This window comes from Enterococcus sp. DIV1094 (genome assembly GCF_017316305.2).
GTDB classification, from domain to species: domain Bacteria; phylum Bacillota; class Bacilli; order Lactobacillales; family Enterococcaceae; genus Enterococcus_B; species Enterococcus_B mangumiae.
In genome coordinates, this window is record NZ_CP147250.1 from 2,804,161 (window position 1) to 2,823,321 (window position 19,161).

Here is a 19,161-nt window from a genome sequence, read left to right on the forward strand (position 1 = left end):
AGACAACGCTTACATTTATGTTATCGGTAACAAGATTTTTGGTTAAAAAAAGAAGATGAAGAAACATCACCTCGTAAACGGGTGTTCTTCACCTTCTTGATTTTATTTTTTAACATATGTTTTCTTATCATACGAATAGTTTAGCAACTGTTCTTCCTGCCAGATTACACCAATCCCAGGTTGATCAGGAACTGCCAATTGGCCATTGTTGATTGTTGCCTTTGGTTCAACGATATCATCATGGAAATAACGATCAAAGGCGGATAGATCTCCTGGAAAAGTAAAACAATCTTGACTAGCAAAATGCAGATTGAGTGCGCGACCGACTCCAGATTCAAACATTCCGCCTAACCAAACCAGCAACTCATTCTTCTGACAAAACTCGACGATCTTTAACGCTTCAGTAATTCCACCAACCCTTGGAATCTTCAGATTGATTGCGCGACAACTTCCTAATGCGTGAGCTGTTCTAACATCTTCCAATGTTCGGATGTTCTCATCAAGACAAACGGCTGTCTTGATTTGCTTTTGAAGCATTGCATGATCGACATAGTCGCGGGGATGAAACGGTTGCTCGATCATCGCAAGCGCCAACGTATCCATTTGCTTGAACAGTGGCAAATCCCTCAAAGTATAAGCAGAATTTGCATCTGCCATCAATTGGATCTCTGGATATTCCTTGCGCAACGCTTGCAATGGAACCAAATCATTCCCCGGAGTAATTTTTAACTTGATTCGTTGATACCCTTGTTCAACATAAGATTTTGCCGTAGCCAGCAGATCACCGACATTCTCGTGGACGCCGATACTCACACCAACAGGAATGCTTGATCTCTCAGCTGAAAAAATCTTTTGCAGTGGCACATTCAAGCGACGAGCATAGAGATCCCAAACCGCCGTTTCTACCGCCGATTTTGCCATAAAATTCCCTTGAGTGTGTTTAAAAGCAGACCATATTTCCGCAGGATGTGAAAATTCTAGATCAAATAAACGAGGAATCAGTTCGTTTTGAATCACCGAACGACTCATGTCAATCGTTTCTTCAATATAGTCCGCTCGTTCAAAAGAAACTAACTCACCAATCCCCTGATTGCCTAATTCATCTTCCAAGATCAACAAATCAAAAGCTTTTGTTTCCAACTGACCATAGCTCGTTTTAAAAGGCGTGACTAAGGGTAATCTCAAACAGTATTGGTGGATGTTTACGATTTTTATGATGTGCGCCCCCTTTCGATCTCATTGATCCAAGCAACTACAGATGCTTCAAATAAGCAAGGTTGCTCGATGTGGCAACAATGCCCACAATCAGCAAGCATTTGGTAGTGAAACGTCTCTTTGGTGGCTGTTAGCTGTTTACCGATTTCTTGAAACTTCGTATCTTTTTGACCAACAAGGTACAATACCGGACATTCAATAGTCGTTACCATTGGCCAATAGTTTTTTTGAGCCCCTGTCCCCATAGAATATAAACTCATGGCTAAACCAAATTTATTTTGACCAAGGCGTTCATTCCTTACTTTCGTTTTTTGTTCAGGTGATAATGCCTGTTGTGAAGCAAAGAGCGGGAGTTTCTCCCAATAGTTCACAAACTCAACTAAAGGTTCTTTCAATAGGCGTAAAGCAAGCTTTCGATCAGCGATTTTACGGTGATGTCGTTGCTGCTCATCTGCAATACCAGCAGTTCCGCCTTCTAAAATCAACCCTTTGATCCCTTGTGGGCGCTCGATCGCCCAAGCAAGAGCGACACGTGCGCCCATCGAGTAACCTAATACATAAAATGACGGGATTTCTAGTTCCGCAAGAAGAAGTGACAGATCCTCCACTAATGCTGACAGTTGATAGCGATAAGGGTGAAGGTACACTGCAGTTTTTCCATGTCCGATCAGATCGATCGCTAAGTAATTCGACGTAGGATTCTCAAATAGAAACGTTTGTGTACTTCCGGTAAATCCATGCAAACAAACGACCGTTGGTTTCTTTGGATCAGGTTGGTGCAACCAACGGTAATGATAGGTTGCTCCACGAATAGTTTTAAATGGCATCAGTCCAGTGCCTCCTGATAACGACGCTTGACCTTCTCCCATAGTTGGACAGGCTCTTGCTGTTCCCCTTTGATTTCGATCAAAGTCCACTCCATATGCTTGCGACTTTCTTCAATCGCTTGTTTAAACTCTTCAGGAGAAGTTGGTTGTTCGTAATAGCCATTATATAAACTTGTGACTTTTTCTAATTCCAAGTTTAGCGGTGTGCCAAACAATGGCTCAAAATCGGCTTCCTCCAACTTGTTTTGAGGAAGGAACGAAAAGATTCCGCCCCCATTGTTATTCAATACAACTAAAGTGATTGGTAAATGATAACGTCGAATGAGTTCAAGGGCATTCATGTCATGGAACAACGCTAGATCACCGATCAACACAAAGATCCGCTTGTTCTTTACTGCAACAATGCCCGCAGCTGTTGAAATCAATCCATCGATCCCATTGATTCCTCGATTGCCATAGATTGAAAATGATTTTGCCACAGGTGAAGCAAAGCGATCGACAAATCGAATGGCGTTACTATTAGACAAAAACAAGGCTTCTTCTGAATGTATCAGTTGAAACAACTGACAGCTGGCATTACTTTCGCTCCACTGTTCCAAGGCTAGTTCTTCAGCAATAACTTGACTCGCGTTTTCTCGGACTTTTTTCCACTTATCCAACCACTCGTTATTCTCAGGAGAAAAGTTCACAGAAGTCGCAGAAGCGAATACCTGTTTACAAAAACCAGTAATATCGCGTTGGATAAAACTCGTTCCTAAGTGTAAAGGATCGCGCCATTCCTCGTCATCGATCAAGACATAGTCAGAGATTGTTTGATGATATTTTTTTAAATAAAGCATCACGTTTTTAGCAACTGGTAAATTCCCAAATTGCCAAATGACTTCGGGTGTTTCAGGAACAGAGCCAGCAAAAATCAAGTCCGCATGTGGCATGTAAGCACCACTCACTTGCTGACAAGCAGCGAGATTCGCCAATGGATCCCCTATGATCGGCCATTGTAAATACGTCGCTAAAGAAACTAACTCTTTTGCTTCATCTGGTGATAACTCTTTACCAACGATCATCAAACCTTTTTTTGATAGCCAATCGGCGAGCTCTGGTGCTTGCTTTGATGCAGTTTGAGCAATCGCTTGTTTTGTGTGAAAAGAGTCATCTAGGGAATAAGCCAAGTCAGGCAACAAAGGTTCTCTAAAAGGAAAATTGATCTGGATAGGTCCTGCCGGCACCCGCATTGCTTCACTCGCACAATTTGCACCGTGCCAGTGGCTATACCGCAACATTTCTGGAGTACCTTCAGGAAGTGCCATTTCGATAAACTTCTTGATATACGAACCAAACAATTTTTGTTGATCCATCGTTTGTGGTGACCCTACACCTCTGGCTTCTGGTGGCCGATCCGCTGTCAACAACAACAAGGGAACGTTTGTAGCTTTTGCTTCACAAACAGCTGGAAAGAAATTCGCAGCGGCAGTTCCCGAGGTACAAAGAACACCGACTGGTTGCTTCAATGCTTTCGCCATGCCTAGTGCAAAAAACGCAGCGGAGCGCTCATCAACGTTGACCATTGTTTTGATCTCAGGGTCTCTATGAAGTAATAATGCAAGTGGTGTCGACCGTGAGCCAGGACTGATCACCACATGATTAAGTCCACCATCTTTCATCCCTTTGATGAAAGCCAATAAATACGCAGTCATTTCTTGTTGTTGATTCATCCCTTCACCCCTCTAAGCATTGGTTGGAATTTTAGCAAAGTTTCCTGTCTTTCAGTCTCAGGGTCAGAATCTGCGACGACGCCACACCCTGCATACAACATTCCTTCGGTTTCATTTAAGATTCCCGAGCGGATTCCTACAGCAAATTCACCCACATCATTGATCAGGTCTAACCAGCCAATTGGTGCGCCATAAAGTCCTCTGCCAAAATGCTCATGTTCTTTGATCCATTCCAGTGCTAATTCTTTAGGTTCTCCACCTAATGCTGGCGAAGGATGAATCATTTCGACAGCATCAATCAATGAAACACCTTCTTTTCGATCCCCAGAAAAAGTCATCGACAAATGTTGGATGTCGCGATTTTTCAATAATTGGCGTGAAGAGACCGACACTTCCCCAGTTACGATCTCCGCTAATTGACCCGCTAATCTGTCGGTAACAATCCCATGTTCTTGTGTATTTTTAAAGTCTTTTAAAAGTTCTTTGCCGATTTCATCATCTTTTTGTGGCGTCGACCCTCTAGGCGCGGAACCGGCAATCCCTGCGGTCCTAAATTGTTTTTCTGTCGCTTGGATCAAACGCTCAGGGGTAGCCCCAACAAACGCATGTTGATTAGAAGCTACAAGAAACAGATACGTATGCGGTTGTTGTTCGGTTAAGTTTTGGAGAATATTAGGAACTGAACCAAAAGAACCTTGAATCTTCATTTGTCGAGCTAACACTACTTTTTTCAGTAAGGTCTCTTTGAATCCTATACTTTGCTTCGCTTTCTGGACATTTTCCAAAAAAATCGAAACATCTAACTCTTCCGCTGAAGTCAGTTGATTAGTAACAGGTTCTTGTTTCTTATCATCAAATAAACCCTTGATTATTTCTGCCAAACTCTCAAAGTCTTTTAAAAGTTCCTCTCGAGATACCCCATCTGATGCAACGGTCAACACTACTTCGATGGTAGAATTAACTTTTCTAAGCAAAATACTTGGGAGGATAAACAGACCTCTTTCAAGCTCTCCCCAGATGTTTTCTTTTTGGTTCGATTGGTCAAAAGGAAAACCGCCAAACAACAAAGGCGTTGCTCCGTTTTTAGAGACGTTTAAAAAACTTTTGCAAAACTCTTTAGAAAAATCTTGAATGGCCATTGGTGTATAGATCTTTGTGTGATCAAATAAATTCTCGCCCATTCCTAATAGTTCAAATTCCCTGTCCGGAGTAGACCAATAAAATCGTTCGCCATCAGAAGGTAGAAAACGAAAAAGTTTTTTTGAAGTTTGATTTGCTAATTGATAGCTATAAGTAAAATAGCGGTATTTTTTTAAAAGTTGATCATCCATTGAGCTATCTAATTTGATATTCAATATATTTCACTCTTTCTTTTGTCATAAAAAGACGTTTGATTGGTTTACCCGTTGCTGTTTTCGGTATTTCAGAAACAGAATAGATTTGAGTCGGGTGTTTGTAGCGTGCTAAGGAGGTCAACGCATCATTAAGCTCACCATCAACTAGCGGTTCCCGCAGTTTGACATATGCAACGGGCGTTTGTCCCCATGTGTCATCAGGACAACCAACAACGATAGCTTCAGCAATTTTATCGCTAGCTAAAAGTACCCGCTCAATTTCGACTGGAAAAATATTCTCTCCGCCCGAAATAATCCGTTCACTCATTCGGCTGACAATGTAAAGGTACCCTTCCTTATCGAGGTATCCCCAATCACCGGTATGGAACCAGCCATCTTCTGTCCATGACTCTGGGCTGACTTGATTCAAGTAACATTGGACGATTGAAGGTCCTTTAACTAAAATTTCACCCATTTGCTCTGTTTTTGTATTCTTTTGGATATGGATCGATACTCCAGACAAAGCTTTGCCAGAAGAGCCTATTTTTGTCAGGACTGCTTCAGGAAGCAACGCGACGATCTGGGAGCAAGTCTCCGTCATTCCATAAGAAAGCATCACAGGTACCTGTTTTTTTAGACAAGAATGGATCACACGTTCTTCTCCTGGTCCGCCCCCCAATAATACGTGTTTAAATGAGGGAGAATAGCCACGATCTGGAATCAATGGTTCAAGATCTTTTAACATTTTTGTGACTAAAGAAATATAGGTACCTTTTCCATTCATCAGTAGTTGATGCACTTGCTGAGGAGCGAATCCCGGTAGTAAAATGACTTGGATAGCTAAAACGAGGGAGCGTAACAAAATAGAGAGACCACTGATATGATAGAGTGGGACACAACAAACCCAGCTATCTGACGCTTCAACACCTAAACTTAATGAAGTTGCTTGGGCACTGGCAAAGTGATTGGCAAATGTTTGCGGTACGCCTTTTGGTTTTCCTGTCGTGCCAGATGTATACATGATCGAAGCGACCTCTTGTTCTTGGTACCCATTATCAAACCACTCTTCTGACAGCAACTCGCGTAATTCAGAAGAATCAGGAAACGGGTGTATAGTGACTTGCTCGTTGATCATGATTTTTTTGGCAGAAATCAGAATGGAAGTCTCGGCATCTGCTAACTGTTCATTGATTTCATTTGCTGTTAAGCGTGTGTTGACAAATTGGATCTCTTTTCCTAACTCCCATAATGCTAAGATCGATAAATAAGCAGTCAGGTCATTCTCACTGTATAAGGCAACTCGCTTGCTAGATTCAGGTAATGTTCGGTGATAATAGTCCGCATAACTCTGGACTTTTGATGACAACTCACCAAAAGTCCAACATTCATCATTCCACTGACAAGCTGGTGCATCAGGATGAAGCATTGCTTGTTGTTGCAACCAGCTTTTTGGGTTTCGATTAAGGGAATTTAGGGAATTGATCAAAATCAGGTTCTCTTTTTTCTTTAAATGCGTCGCGCCCTTCTTGTGCTTCATCCATCGTGTAATATAAAAGCGTTGCATCGCCAGCTAGTTGCTGGATACCAGCTAGTCCATCTGTATCGGCATTCATCGCTGCTTTGATCATTCGTAAAGCTAATGGGCTTTTCTTCAACATCTCTTCCGCCCATTCGATCGTCACGTCTTCTACTTGCTCGATTGGAACGACTGTATTGATCCAATTCATCGCTAGCGCTTCTTCCGCACTATATTGCTTCGTCATGAACCAAACTTCTTTGGCTTTTTTATGACCGACAACACGTGCTAAATAGCCAGAACCATATCCACCATCGAAGCTCCCAACGTTAGGGCCTGTTTGACCAAATTTCGCATTTTCAGCAGCAATTGTGAGATCACACACAAGTTGTAAGACATTTCCACCGCCGATCGACCAACCTTTGACCATCGCGATCACCGGTTTAGGGATCACACGGATCAACCGTTGCAAATCTAACACATTTAAACGCGGAATCTGGTCTTCACCAACATAACCACCATTTCCTCGAACCTTTTGGTCACCACCTGAACAGAAGGCTTTGTCTCCTGCACCTGTTAAAATAATCACTCCGATATCTTGGCGATCACGGCTGATTGTAAAAGCTTCGATCATTTCAAAAACTGTTTTCGGCGTAAAAGCGTTATGGACTTCTGGTCGGTTGATCGTTATCTTCGCGATTTTCCCATATTGTTCAAATAGGATCTCATCATATTCCTTAATTGTCTTCCATTCTCTCATCTCTATCTCCTCCTAAAATTCATTAAATTTATTATACACAAGAATAAAGAAAACGTTTGAAAATCTTAAAATAAATTTAGAATTTCTGTTATACTAAAAAAAAACAAGTTAGGAGAGTCGCTATGGATCTATTACAACACTTAGGAATTGAAACATTATCTGTCACGCCAGAAAAAGTCCAGCTGGCTTTGACGATTGCTGACACGCATCACCAACCCTTTGGCTATTTGCATGGAGGAATCAGCGGAGTGTTGATCGAAACGGCTTGTAGTATTGGGGCAAATCAACACTTATCAGCTCCCCATTTTGCTGTTGGCGTCGATCTTCATGTCCAGCATTTGAACAAAGCCTCTTCTGGTACGTTACGAGTAGTAGCACATCCTGAAAAGATTGGGAAGAATCTGCATTTTTGGCGAGCAACTGTCTATTTGGATAACGATTTAAAAATCGCCATTGGCCAATGCACGTTGATGGTCAACTAAATTTATCCATTTTTATTCGCATGATTGATTATAGAATAGATAACAACCTTATAAAGTTAGGTTTAGCTAACTTTCTTTTTCATTCATGTTAACTTTTACACAAAATTAAGGTATAATAAAGATAGTTAGAAATAAATGAATAGTAGGAAGTGAATGAATGAAAAAAAGTAGAAATATAATTTGGACATATATCAAAATAGTATTTGCATTAACTATTTTAGCCATCAGTATCAATATGTTTTTAGGCCCACATCATATCGCAGCTGGTGGAGTCAGCGGTCTCGGGATCTTACTTGAGTTCGCTTTAGGATTTAATCGTGCCACCGTCATCCTCGTGTTAAATGTCATCATGCTGATCTTAGCATTGATTTTTTTAGGAAAAAAACCTTTCTTCAAAGTCTTATTTGGTAGTATCGTCTTTCCCACGATCGTTGAGATCGTTCCAGAGTATATGATCACTTCAGATCGTTTATTATCTGTCATTTTTGGTAGTGCGATCTTCGCTTTAGGTGTAGCCATTTTATACAAAAACAACTCATCCAGTGGTGGTACCACCATCCCTCCCCTTATCTTCAAAAAATATTTCAACTTGAGTCCCTCGATTGGACTTTTGATGACCGATGCCGTAGTTGTTTCATTGACCTTGTTTGTCTTCGGATTCGATGAATTCCTTTATGCGATTCTATCAATCGTGATCACTTCGATCGTGATGAACTATATTGAGACCGGAACGAACCGTCAAAAATCAATCATGATTTTCAGCGAGAACCATCTAGCTGAGATCCAAACACGCCTGATCAGTGAAATTGGTCGGACATTGACGATTATCGAAGCGCAAGGTGGCTATAGCCAATTGCCAAAAGAAATCTTATTGATGGTAGTGACAGACCAAGAGTTCTCCAAAGTCAAACCATTGATCGAAGAGATCGATCCGAATGCTTTTGTCATCGTCAACAGTGTAGCGGAAGTTATGGGTAGAGGCTTTACTTATCACCCGATTGAATGATGCTAGAAACTAAACAGATGTGAATACTTCTTTAAAAAGCTATTTCTGGTTTAATGTTAAAACCAGAAATAGCTTTTTTTATAAACAACTTAGTTGCTCCCTTCAATTAAATTGTGTACAATCTAATTGTATCAAATATAAAAAGCAAGGAGTGTTTTTAATGAAAAAAATGTACTCAACAAAAATGATCAATACTGGCGGACGTTCTGGGGAAGTGCACAGCCCAGACAACTCATTTGAGTTAAATATTGCAGCTCCTGGTAAACGCGTTGAAAATGCAACAAATCCAGAACAATTATTTGCTGCAGGTTTTAGTGCTTGTTTCAACAGCGCATTAGACTTGATCAAAACACAAAAAAATATCGAAGGTGCATCAACGATCAGTGCACAAGTATCTTTATACGCAGAAAGCGAAATGAGCTTTGTTTTAGGCGTTGAGATCGAAGGTTCTGTGGAAGGTCTATCACTTGAAGAAACTCAAGAATTGCTAGAAGCTGCACACAAAGTTTGTCCTTATTCAAAAGCGACAGCTGGCAATATCGAAGTCACTTTAACAGCTGTTGAGGGCTAGATTTTTTTAGAAAAAACAAGTATGCTATGAAGTAGCACATTAGGAGGTGGTCTATTTTGGAGGAGTTATTATTAAAAAATCAATTATGCTTTCCCTTATATGCCACCTCTAAAGAAATTACACGTTACTATGCGCCTTTGTTAAAGCCACTGGATCTAACGTATACACAATATCTTGTTCTACTTGTTTTATGGGAGAGAAAACAAATCACTATGAAAGAGTTGGGACAGATATTATGTTTAGATTCAGGAACTTTGACGCCTGTTGTAAAGAAATTAGCTAGCAAGCAGTATATCAATCGTAAAAGAGACGATTCCGATGAACGGGTGACTATCCTTTCTTTGACAGACGCCGGTCAAGCATTACAAGATCAAGCAAAAGACATCCCTGAAAAAATTCTTGATTTCTTACCTTTAGAGGAAGAAGAATTAGCGATGCTACTTTATTTGACTAAAAAAATGCTAAAAAACTTTAATAAAGAACAACATGCTCGGTAAGCTAATTACCGAGTTTTTTTGTCTGCTCGTTTATATATTTATAACGGTGAATAATCGTATTGTTAGAAATTTTTCTTAATTCGTCTTAATATAGAATTAAACAAAGGAGGTTATTATAATGTGTACATCTATTACTTACACAACAAATGATCATTATTTTGGACGTAATTTGGATTTAGAGATTTCTTATAATGAACAGGTGACGATCACTCCCAGAAATTTCCCTTTTGTTTATCGGAAAGTCCCAAAACAAACATCGCATTATGCAATCATCGGTATGGCAGCAGTTGTTGACAACTACCCTCTCTATTATGATGCAACAAATGAAAAAGGCTTGAGCATGGCTGGCTTAAATTTCCCTGGAAATGCTCATTTCTTTGATGAAGATCCTGAAAAGACAAATATTTCCCCGTTTGAATTTATTCCTTGGATACTGAGTCAATGTAAAAACGTGGAAGAAGCTCGTGCATTACTAGCAGATATCAATTTAGTCAACATCAATTTTAGTGAAGAACTACCTTTATCTCCCCTACATTGGCTATTAGCAGATCAAGAAAAATCCATTGTCATTGAATCCGTTGCCGAAGGATTAAAGATCTATGATAACCCGATTGGTGTATTGACGAATAATCCGACTTTTGATTATCAATTATTCAATTTGAATAACTATCGATCCGTGTCGACAACTACGCCTAAAAATCATTTCTCAGATCAACTTGATTTGTCGGTCTATTCTCGTGGGATGGGTGGCTTAGGTTTGCCTGGGGATCTATCTTCTGCCTCTCGTTTTGTCAAAGTAGCTTTTACAAAATTGAATTCGGTTAAAGCAAGTACGGAACAGGAAAGTGTGAGTCAATTCTTCCATATCCTAAAATCTGTTGAACAACAAAAAGGCCTTTGTGATGTCGGCAATGGTCAATTTGAATATACGATCTATTCTTCTTGCTGTAACATGGATAAAGGAATCTATTACTACACCACTTATTCAAATAGCCAGATAAATGCAGTCGATATGACAAAAGAAGATTTAGATAGTAAAGAATTACTAACCTATCCACTAATTGAAGAAGAGCAGATCCACTATGTCAATTAGTAAGTACACTTCTAAAGAAAAGAAGTCATACTAGAAGTATTTTTTAGAAAAATAAAAGCGATCAAATCCAATATGCCATTTTGCATTTTCGGATTTGATCGCTATTTTTTGAAATTGGAGTTCTCTAATTACTCATTGATTTTTCTAAATGAAAAGAAACTCATTCCTAAAATCAAAAGACCTAAGATCCACATTGAACTAGTTTTATTTTCACTAGTCTTAGGTAGTTCTTTCGTTGATTCTACAGCTTGTTTCATAGGAATTATGTGGTTTGACTCTTGTTTCAACGTGCGATTTTCATTTACGCTTGGTTGGCTCTCTTTTACAATAGCAGAGTTTTCTTTAGCGACTGAAATGTGTTTTGTTTCAATCAATGAAACTGGTTGCTTTTTGATTTGATCCACCAGTTTATTATCTGTTACTACTTTATCAGGTTTTGTGATTGGTGTCTTTTTATGATCAATATCGGGTTGCGGTTCAATGACTTCTTTTTTATCCTCTTCCCCTTCCCCTTCATAATTGCCACTATTCCCCTCTGGTTTTTCTGGTTTGATACTAGGATTTTCGTCTGGGTTCTCTGGTGTTACATCTGGGTTTTCATCTGGATTCTCCGGTGTTACATCTGGATTTTCGTCTGGATTCTCTGGTGTTACATCCGGATTCTCATCTGGGTTCTCTGGTGTCACATCTGGGTTTTCATCTGGATTCTCTGGTGTTACATCCGGATTTTCGTCTGGGTTTTCTGGTGTTACATCTGGATTTTCATCTGGGTTCTCTGGTGTCACATCTGGGTTTTCGTCTGGGTTCTCAGGTGTTACATCTGGATTTTCGTCTGGATTCTCTGGTGTTACATCTGGGTTTTCATCTGGGTTCTCTGGTATAGGATCGGGTTCACTGACGCCCCCAGAGCCACCTGCTTTTTGTTCAACTGTTTGACGTTGACTATATGGTGTTAAGAATTGGCGATCCCCAGGTTGGCCATCTGCGACTTTTACAGTAAACAACGCTGGTCGATTGATTGGTTGAGTCAACGTGATGTGAAACGTAAAAGTAGCCACTTTATTGTTAAATACGAGTGTCGTTGGATCATGTTCGATCTTCAACGCTGGATCGACGTTTTCAAATTGGACGACGGATTGTAAGATTGGTTGAATGTCTCCTGAATAGGTCACTAAAGCTTTCACTGTGACTGTTTCGCCTAAGCTGATTTTCATAATCCCAGAGTTAGCTGAAGCATGTTCTTCTAAAAATTTGATTTGATTGACATTAGCCCAACCTGATCGTGAAGCGAGCTGAGCTACTTCGTTTCTTGGCTGCTCTTCTGCTTGTGCAGCTTCTACAGGTACTGCAAAACTAGTGAGTACAGCGGAAGCAAATAGAAGACTTAAATATTTCATGAGAATTCCTCCTGTTTGATATCATTATTATGTTAAACATAAGATAATATAGATTGATACGAGAGATTTACTGTTTTTTTGTGCAAAATCAAGAAATTTTCAGTAAAATTTTCAATCGGAGGAATTCAAATGCAAACACAAGAAGCAATCAAAAAGTTTCTACTAAAGAAGAAAAATGTAACGAAACTTGAGATTTTTCTTTTCTTAACAGAGCATCAGTTCTTTATTACTACTCATTACCTTGCAGATTATTTCAGGATGTCTGATTCAAATTTTCTATTATATCTTCAAGAACTCGAACAGGATTTTAAGGCATTGGACATCCAAAATGTCAAAATCGTGAAAAATAAGAAGTTTGTCAAAATTTCTCTAGAGGAAGCTGATCCAGCTACTTGTTACTATGAATTATTTGGTAAGTACTGTTTCGACTCAACCAATTTTCAAATTATCGCAGCATTACTTCGCCATAAAGTCAACTCGATGGTCACGATCAGCCAAATGACGAATTATAGCCCTTCCTACCTTTATTCAAAAATGAAAGCAATCAATCAGTTTTTAGCGCTTTATGGGATATCTTTCAAATTTTCGAGCAAAGGAAAAAAAATCATTACTGGAAGTGAGATTCAAATACAATATTGTTTTTTGGATGTTTATTGGACGATTTTTGCTAATACTTCCCTTCCCTACCACCAGGAAGAACCGGAACAAATCAACGCTACACTTTATATGTATTTCAAAAAAGAGGTGTTAGAAGGCATGAACGGCGGAGTTTTGGATAAGTTGTACCTTCTCCTAAACCTCTGTCAAGATAATTTCCCGATGACTTCTTTAGAAAATGTCCAAAAAGAATTGAGTCAATTTACTTACATCGATCTTTTGATCCAGCCGGATGTCGATATTTTAAAACCTGATCTACCTATTTGTAGGGAACAGCGAATCCTCCTCAATTTATTAGCTCGCTTAACCATCTCTCAATTGGATAGTGAAGAACAAAGCTTGACTCATTATCAACGATTACTTGAACTTGATTTTCCTTATTTGCTTTATTCCAAAAGACTAGTCGAATCGTTCAGTCAGTACTTTCATTTAGAACTTCATGAAAAACAAAAAAGACTATATGCACTCTCTTTTACGATCAATAAACTGCATAATACCTTTTTAGATAGTGAGCAGCCAAATACACCTTTACCGACATTTTTGCTTTACCAAGATCAAGCGAATTATCAACAGTTAAGAGCGAGCGTAGCAGATTTTTATGAGCGCTTCCGAGAGGAAAATTGGCATTATCTCCCAGAGTTCTTAGAAAGAGAGAATGTTTCTTGGGTCATCGAAGAATTACTGCATTTCTATGACCGATTCAAAAAGCAGCCGCCGATCGTTATTGGTGTGAATCACACAAAAGATTTCTACATCAGCAAAGATCTAATCGTTAAGATCGAACAAATATTTTCAAAAGAAGCAATCACTATCCAGCGCTATTATATGGAGCAATGCGACATCGTTATTAGTGATTGTCCGCTGAAACATTTACCTGAGAAGATCAAAAAAATCTACCTATTGAACGGAATCGTTCGCCCAAATGATTGGAAAAAAATGATTTCACAGTTAGCCGAATATATCTTTGAAATCAAACAAGAACGTGACTATGCAGATTTACCAGCTAAACTTATTGATATGGATGAATAGTCTTTAGCTAGTGACCACTGGATCTATTTTTTTGTTTCAGTAAGCTAACACATATTCTTTTCCACCGATCCGTTATATACTAATGAAAAAAGGAGAATTACTATGACTGAACATCGTATTTTTACTATGTCTTTTTCCTCTGTCTATCCTCTTTATATCAAAAAAGCGGAAAGAAAAAATCGGACAAAAGAAGAAGTTGACCAGATTATTCATTGGTTGACTGGTTATGAACAAGCTGAACTAGATGATCAAATCCAATCGGAAAATGATTTTAAAACTTTCTTTGAACAGGCGCCGAAATTAAATCCCGAAAGAAAATTAATCACTGGTGTTATTTGTGGTGTTCGAGTAGAAACGATCGAAGAGCCTTTAATGCAGGAAATTCGTTATTTGGATAAACTGATCGATGAGTTAGCTAAAGGCAAGAAAATGGAAAAAATCCTAAGAAAATAAGTGGATCATTAGTTATTAGTTGGTTTAAACCGCAATAACCGTTAAAATAAAAAAAAGGAGGTTATAATAATGTTTGAACTTATTCGAAGAAATTTTCAAAGATATGCTTTTTTACGAGCTGCCATTTATATTATTGCCGGCATCGCAATTGTTATCAGCCCGACTGCTGTTTTTAATTTTGTAGGCTATCTCATTACTGCTTATTTTGTTTTGCTGGGGCTGATCAATTTATTTGAAGCTTATAAAAACAAACAAAAAACAGGAGTTTGGGGCTTCGGACTGTTCAGTGCAATTGCTTTTCTGGTATTTGCATTGATCGTGTTCTTATTTGCTTCTGCCATTGTTTCGATCTTGCCGATTCTATTAGGCTTGATGATCTTAGCAAATGGTGCGTTCCAATTGTTTATCAGTTTGAATACAAAATCAAAAGGCTGGTCTATATATAGTGTGGTTTTATTGATCGGTGGGTTGATCTTGCTTTTCAACCCATTCAAAAGTTTGATGGTTCTCTTTCAAATTTTCGGCGGTATCTTGATATTCATGGGTATCTCTGAAATCATCAACTATTCAAAAGTTAGAAAAATGTATATCGATTGATAGCTATTAAAGATCAAGGTTGGGCGAATTTTCGCTCAACCTTTTTGCTTTTGCTCTATTCCTTTGTGTGACAAACAATTGGTAAAAGAACAAAAATAACGCATTTTATGTTATTCTTTTAATGAAGTCATTTGACGATAATTCAAATAAATTCTTTTTGAGAAAGAAAGGATGAAAAGAATGGAATTCATAGGTATTCTATGTCTGATTTTGATAGCAACAACCCTCGGCTCTCACCTTTCTCGAAGATTTGGTATCCCTGCCGTGATTGGTCAATTGCTTGTGGGTGTGTTGCTCGGAGGCGCTGGTCTCGGATGGGTCCACCCGAATATCCTCGTACATGATTTTTCTGAGATCGGTGTCATTTTATTGATGTTTTTAGCAGGGCTGGAAAGTGATCTTTCACTATTGAAAAAATACTTTCGTCCAGGGATGTTCGTAGCATTATTAGGGATTTTGTTTCCTGTTTTGTTTGGCTGGTTAACTGGCGAAATGTTTCAAGTTTCAATGAACGAAGCGATTTTCTTTGGGATCATTTTAGCAGCAACCTCCGTGAGCATCTCCGTCGAGGTTCTCAAAGAACTCCATGTCGTCAATACTAAAGAAGGCTCAACGATTTTAGGCGCCTCAGTCGTAGATGATATTCTCGTCGTTCTAGTATTAAGTTTCAGTTTATCTTTTCTAACAGGAGAATCTGGGAGTACCCTCCCTATACCTCTGGTCTTGTTTGAACAACTCATCTACTTTATTTTTATTTTCTTGTTAGTTAAATGGATCGCTCCGTTTTTAATGTCATTCGCTGAAAAAATCTATGCGAACTCTGCGATTATCATCGTTTCATTAGTATTATGTTTAGGTATGTCCTATATTGCTGATTTAATTGGCTTAAGTTCTGTTATCGGTGCCTTTTTTGCAGGGATCGCTGTCAGCCAAACAACAGTGAAGGAAGAAGTGTATCACAATGTTGAAGCATTAGGTTATGCAGTCTTTATCCCCGTATTCTTTGTTAGTGTCGGACTAGAAGTCGATTTTTCAAACTTCGGCGAACAACTGATCTTCATCTTGATTCTAACCGTTGTCGCTGTCTTAACAAAACTTGGTGGCGGGTATCTAGGTGCAAAAGTAGCCGGCTTTTCGACGAATAGTTCATTTATGGTTGGAGCTGGTATGATCTCTCGTGGTGAAATGGCGTTGATCATTTTACAGATTGGTCAACAGAGCCAATTGATCGAAGCCAAATACTATTCACCTCTAGTCATTGTGATTTTATTGAGTACATTGATTTCACCGCTTATCTTGAAATATTTTACTAGAAAAGTGTATCCTAATTGAGTGATCCACACCTACTTTTCTTGCGTAAATCAAAAAAGCCCTTCTGCTGGATTCGATGATTTTGAATCCAACGGAAGGGTTTCTTTCTCAATTCAGATGTGCTTTACTTTCGTTCCAACATTCTTCTGGCGAGTAAACATCATTTTCATTCAACACCAGTGTACCGTCTGGTTGGATCGTGATCGTCGACCCAATCCAAGTAGTTTGTGAAGCTAATAGGATATTCTTCTTTTTATCCTTTTTCATCGAAAAAGCTTCTGCATGTTCTTTTGCTAAGTGTGATTTTAAATATCTCGTTTCTCTATTATCAAATTGGATTTTCAACATACTTCCAGCCATTTCGGCTATTACTGCTTTTGGCCCATCAGTCATCTGATCTCCTCCTCTTGTTATTTACACTAGCTTACATCACCAGTGTATCACTAGCAGAAGAAAATAACCAATGTTTTTGTATCCGATTTCAGATACTTAATTTATTGATAGTTTTGATTCAAATACTGCAATAGCGCAGGCGCTCGATTAGTCGCAGAATCGCCATCTTCTTTGTTTTCTAACATGCTGATCACTAAATAGCCGTTCGTTTCAGGATTGATTGCATACAAGAAGCTGTTTTCTTGTCCTTTTTCATCTTGTTTTTCTTTGATTTCGGCTGTCCCAGTTTTTGCAGCAAGCGGAATGCCTAATGCAGCTAGAGAGTGTGCGGTTCCATTCGGGTCTTGCACGACATCGACTAAATCTGGCAAGATCGTTTGGACGCTGGATTCACTGATGACATTTTTCTTATCTTTTGTTTCCTGATCCATAACTAGACGTGGATAAATCAAATTGCCATTATTCGCAAAAACACTATACATCGCTGCTTGTTGGATCGGATTGATCAACAATTGCCCTTGTCCATACCCAGTATCAGCTAATAAAATCTCTGAATTGAATGAATCTTCATTCGAGATTTGGGCAGGATTCATTTGGATCGGTAAGTCCAGATCTTCACCAAAAATGAATTGACCGAGTCCTTTTCTAAAGGCTTCCTCTCCCATTTTCAATGTTTCTTGTGCCATATAGATATTATCAGAATAAACTAACGCATTTTTCAAGTTCACTTGAGGGACGTCGCTGACACGCGTCACTTGGTAAGAACCCCAAGAGCTGTCTTTTTGCCACTTTAAACCATTGATCGTCAAGACTTCATCTGGATTCAAGGTTCCGTTATCTAAGCCAATCGCTGCGGTGATCATTTTGAATGTTGAACCTGGCGCATATCCTGTAGCAAAGCGACTAATAAACGGACGATTCGGATCCTCTTCATACGCTTTGTAATCGGCTTGAGAGATGCCGTTCGTCATTTTATTCGGATCATAACTTGGCGAACTGACAAGGGCTAATAAATCGCCAGTTTTTGGTGCTGTCGCTACAGTAGAACCCGGCTTACCTTCTAAACTGTCAAACGCTGTTTTTTGTGCGTTAGCATCGATCGTCAATTGGATATCCTGGCCATTTTTCACTTCGTGTTGGAGTAAGACAGCTTTTTCATTTCCTTCTTCATCTGTCACACTTAGTTTCCCACCATTTGTTCCTCTTAATTCTTTGTCATAAGCCATTTCTAGCCCTGAACGACCAATTTTTCCTGTACTGCTCAACTCAGGATTCTTCTCGATGTCTTCTGCTGTAATATCGCCCACGTAACCGATCAGCTGAGCAGCAGCTTCGCCTAGAGGATAATAACGGCCGTCAACCTCTTGGATCGTCGCTCCGCTTGGAAGTTCTGGTGTTTCTCCTTCAATGATTTTTAAAGGCACAAAGTAATCCGGTTGGACCCATCCTTGAGAGATCGCCTGTTCAATACTGTCTTCGGTCAAATCAAAGCCTTCAGCGATTGCTTTGATATTTTTTGTTTTTTCTTCACCCTCACCTAATTTTGCAGGTACAACACCTAATTGCTTCAATTTTCCAGTAGTAGCTAAAGGTTGTTTATTACGGTCTAAGATTTCACCACGCGTCGCTACTTCGGTACTCAAACTGACTTTATCTTGACCTTCCATTTGTGGGAAAATCAAATTCGGTTGCCAGTTGATTTTGGTTTGGTCGCCATCTTTTGTCAATGTACCTTCATAAGCTAAGTCTTTCAGCTCTCCCAGCGTCGTGTTCATTTTTGCTTTATACGTAAATTCATACGTATCATTCTCTTTTTTTGTCACGGATAGATCTGAAAGTTTGATGCCTCTGATTTCTGCTGCACCATAGATATTTTGATATTTTTCTAAGACATCTTGTTCAGTGAGATCATTATTCCCCTGAACTTTAAGTGATTTCACCGCTTCTTCATAGTTTTCATCGTTCAGTGAATCGATAAATCCTTCAATGGTTTTCTCACCAGCTTTTACCGCTTGTTGTTCTTGGACATGTTGATAATAAAAGAAGCCACCACCAGCAGCTGCAAGCAAGACGACAATTCCCGCTCCAATATAGATACCGGTCGATTTTTTCTTTTGTCTGTCACTCCTTTTCATGTTTGAATACCTCTCTTTATTAAAAAGTTCGAATCAAAGATATTCTAACATATGACAGGAAAAGTAGCGTTATGAACTAAATGATTCTTAACGATTCCTGTCATGATATTAATGAATTTTTAACGAAAAAAGTACGCACTGTTCACCCTACCCTATCAAAATAAGCCGGAGATTCG

Annotated in this window: 18 protein-coding genes; 9 read left to right on the plus strand and 9 right to left on the minus strand. The window is 39.1% G+C overall.

Going from position 1 to position 19,161, the window contains the following annotated elements:
* Positions 1 to 102: 102 nt before the first annotated feature.
* Genes menC through menB form a run of 6 tightly spaced genes read right to left on the minus strand, consistent with a single transcriptional unit; the run spans position 103 to position 7,364 of the window.
* Positions 103 to 1,215, minus strand: coding sequence for an o-succinylbenzoate synthase (gene menC, locus DOK79_RS13295; protein WP_206854240.1), 1,113 nt, complete (start codon positions 1,213 to 1,215; stop codon positions 103 to 105).
* Entirely contained in the window at positions 1,212 to 2,042 is an 831-nt protein-coding gene (gene menH / locus DOK79_RS13300; RefSeq protein ID WP_206854205.1) for a 2-succinyl-6-hydroxy-2,4-cyclohexadiene-1-carboxylate synthase, read from the minus strand. Before menH ends, menC begins: the two co-directional genes overlap by 4 nt.
* Entirely contained in the window at positions 2,042 to 3,754 is a 1,713-nt protein-coding gene (gene menD, locus DOK79_RS13305) for a 2-succinyl-5-enolpyruvyl-6-hydroxy-3-cyclohexene-1-carboxylic-acid synthase (protein WP_206854207.1), read from the minus strand. The genes menH and menD overlap by 1 nt, the downstream gene beginning before the upstream one ends.
* A complete protein-coding gene (locus DOK79_RS13310) occupies positions 3,751 to 5,109 on the minus strand; it encodes an isochorismate synthase (RefSeq protein ID WP_242543223.1) in 1,359 nt (452 codons plus the stop codon). The genes menD and DOK79_RS13310 overlap by 4 nt, the downstream gene beginning before the upstream one ends.
* On the minus strand, positions 5,090 to 6,514 hold the full coding sequence (gene menE / locus DOK79_RS13315; RefSeq protein ID WP_242543224.1) for an o-succinylbenzoate--CoA ligase: 1,425 nt from the start codon (positions 6,512 to 6,514) through the stop codon (positions 5,090 to 5,092). Before menE ends, DOK79_RS13310 begins: the two co-directional genes overlap by 20 nt.
* 34 nt (positions 6,515 to 6,548) lie before the next feature.
* Positions 6,549 to 7,364, minus strand: coding sequence for a 1,4-dihydroxy-2-naphthoyl-CoA synthase (menB, locus tag DOK79_RS13320; protein ID WP_206854212.1), 816 nt, complete (start codon positions 7,362 to 7,364; stop codon positions 6,549 to 6,551).
* 122 nt (positions 7,365 to 7,486) lie between these two features.
* Between menB and DOK79_RS13325 the strand changes: the two genes are divergently transcribed.
* From DOK79_RS13325 to bsh, 5 genes are all read left to right on the plus strand, one after another.
* Entirely contained in the window at positions 7,487 to 7,846 is a 360-nt protein-coding gene (locus DOK79_RS13325) for a PaaI family thioesterase (RefSeq protein WP_206854214.1), read from the plus strand.
* Positions 7,847 to 8,003: 157 nt separating this feature from the next.
* Positions 8,004 to 8,852 (plus strand): YitT family protein, encoded by an 849-nt coding sequence (locus DOK79_RS13330; RefSeq protein WP_206854216.1) that lies wholly within the window; start codon positions 8,004 to 8,006, stop codon positions 8,850 to 8,852.
* A 160-nt stretch (positions 8,853 to 9,012) separates the two neighbouring features.
* Complete coding sequence (locus DOK79_RS13335) at positions 9,013 to 9,423, plus strand: organic hydroperoxide resistance protein (RefSeq protein WP_206854218.1); 411 nt, start codon at positions 9,013 to 9,015, stop codon at positions 9,421 to 9,423.
* Positions 9,424 to 9,479: 56 nt separating this feature from the next.
* Positions 9,480 to 9,920: a MarR family winged helix-turn-helix transcriptional regulator gene (locus DOK79_RS13340; protein ID WP_206854220.1), complete on the plus strand. Its 441-nt coding sequence runs from the start codon at positions 9,480 to 9,482 to the stop codon at positions 9,918 to 9,920.
* A gap of 118 nt (positions 9,921 to 10,038) precedes the next feature.
* Positions 10,039 to 11,013, plus strand: a complete 975-nt coding sequence (gene bsh / locus DOK79_RS13345; RefSeq protein WP_206854230.1) for a choloylglycine hydrolase — start codon at positions 10,039 to 10,041, stop codon at positions 11,011 to 11,013.
* 128 nt (positions 11,014 to 11,141) lie between these two features.
* Here bsh and DOK79_RS13350 read toward each other — a convergent pair whose 3' ends face one another.
* Complete coding sequence (locus DOK79_RS13350) at positions 11,142 to 12,410, minus strand: LPXTG cell wall anchor domain-containing protein (RefSeq protein ID WP_339092329.1); 1,269 nt, start codon at positions 12,408 to 12,410, stop codon at positions 11,142 to 11,144.
* A 129-nt stretch (positions 12,411 to 12,539) separates the two neighbouring features.
* Here DOK79_RS13350 and DOK79_RS13355 point away from each other — a divergent pair, with 129 nt between their 5' ends.
* From DOK79_RS13355 to DOK79_RS13370, 4 genes are all read left to right on the plus strand, one after another.
* A complete protein-coding gene (locus DOK79_RS13355) occupies positions 12,540 to 14,096 on the plus strand; it encodes a helix-turn-helix domain-containing protein (protein WP_206855223.1) in 1,557 nt (518 codons plus the stop codon).
* A 102-nt stretch (positions 14,097 to 14,198) separates the two neighbouring features.
* Positions 14,199 to 14,549: a DUF2200 domain-containing protein gene (locus tag DOK79_RS13360; RefSeq protein ID WP_206855221.1), complete on the plus strand. Its 351-nt coding sequence runs from the start codon at positions 14,199 to 14,201 to the stop codon at positions 14,547 to 14,549.
* Between the two features lie 69 nt (positions 14,550 to 14,618).
* On the plus strand, positions 14,619 to 15,146 hold the full coding sequence (locus DOK79_RS13365) for a DUF308 domain-containing protein (RefSeq protein ID WP_206855219.1): 528 nt from the start codon (positions 14,619 to 14,621) through the stop codon (positions 15,144 to 15,146).
* Positions 15,147 to 15,326: 180 nt separating this feature from the next.
* Positions 15,327 to 16,478, plus strand: coding sequence for a cation:proton antiporter (locus tag DOK79_RS13370; protein WP_206855217.1), 1,152 nt, complete (start codon positions 15,327 to 15,329; stop codon positions 16,476 to 16,478).
* A gap of 87 nt (positions 16,479 to 16,565) precedes the next feature.
* On the opposite strand, the gene DOK79_RS13375 is transcribed toward DOK79_RS13370, so the two are convergent.
* The gene (locus tag DOK79_RS13375) at positions 16,566 to 16,850 is read right to left on the minus strand and encodes a hypothetical protein (RefSeq protein ID WP_206855216.1); all 285 of its coding nucleotides are present in this window, start codon (positions 16,848 to 16,850) and stop codon (positions 16,566 to 16,568) included.
* Positions 16,851 to 16,951: 101 nt separating this feature from the next.
* Positions 16,952 to 18,985, minus strand: coding sequence for a penicillin-binding transpeptidase domain-containing protein (locus DOK79_RS13380; protein ID WP_206855214.1), 2,034 nt, complete (start codon positions 18,983 to 18,985; stop codon positions 16,952 to 16,954).
* Between the last annotated feature and the right edge of the window lie 176 nt (positions 18,986 to 19,161).

Excerpts from the sequence above, each read along its gene's own strand:
- bsh (WP_206854230.1), top strand. The coding sequence starts at position 10,039 with ATGTGTACATCTATTACTTACACAACAAATGATCATTATTTTGGACGT.
- DOK79_RS13330 (WP_206854216.1), top strand. The coding sequence starts at position 8,004 with ATGAAAAAAAGTAGAAATATAATTTGGACATATATCAAAATAGTATTT.
- DOK79_RS13380 (WP_206855214.1), bottom strand. The coding sequence starts at position 18,985 with ATGAAAAGGAGTGACAGACAAAAGAAAAAATCGACCGGTATCTATATT.
- DOK79_RS13350 (WP_339092329.1), bottom strand. The coding sequence starts at position 12,410 with ATGAAATATTTAAGTCTTCTATTTGCTTCCGCTGTACTCACTAGTTTT.
- DOK79_RS13335 (WP_206854218.1), top strand. The coding sequence starts at position 9,013 with ATGAAAAAAATGTACTCAACAAAAATGATCAATACTGGCGGACGTTCT.
- menH (WP_206854205.1), bottom strand. The coding sequence starts at position 2,042 with ATGCCATTTAAAACTATTCGTGGAGCAACCTATCATTACCGTTGGTTG.
- DOK79_RS13365 (WP_206855219.1), top strand. The coding sequence starts at position 14,619 with ATGTTTGAACTTATTCGAAGAAATTTTCAAAGATATGCTTTTTTACGA.
- menE (WP_242543224.1), bottom strand. The coding sequence starts at position 6,514 with ATGCTTCATCCTGATGCACCAGCTTGTCAGTGGAATGATGAATGTTGG.
- DOK79_RS13375 (WP_206855216.1), bottom strand. The coding sequence starts at position 16,850 with ATGACTGATGGGCCAAAAGCAGTAATAGCCGAAATGGCTGGAAGTATG.
- menD (WP_206854207.1), bottom strand. The coding sequence starts at position 3,754 with ATGAATCAACAACAAGAAATGACTGCGTATTTATTGGCTTTCATCAAA.
- DOK79_RS13325 (WP_206854214.1), top strand. The coding sequence starts at position 7,487 with ATGGATCTATTACAACACTTAGGAATTGAAACATTATCTGTCACGCCA.
- DOK79_RS13370 (WP_206855217.1), top strand. The coding sequence starts at position 15,327 with ATGGAATTCATAGGTATTCTATGTCTGATTTTGATAGCAACAACCCTC.
- menB (WP_206854212.1), bottom strand. The coding sequence starts at position 7,364 with ATGAGAGAATGGAAGACAATTAAGGAATATGATGAGATCCTATTTGAA.
- DOK79_RS13355 (WP_206855223.1), top strand. The coding sequence starts at position 12,540 with ATGCAAACACAAGAAGCAATCAAAAAGTTTCTACTAAAGAAGAAAAAT.
- DOK79_RS13360 (WP_206855221.1), top strand. The coding sequence starts at position 14,199 with ATGACTGAACATCGTATTTTTACTATGTCTTTTTCCTCTGTCTATCCT.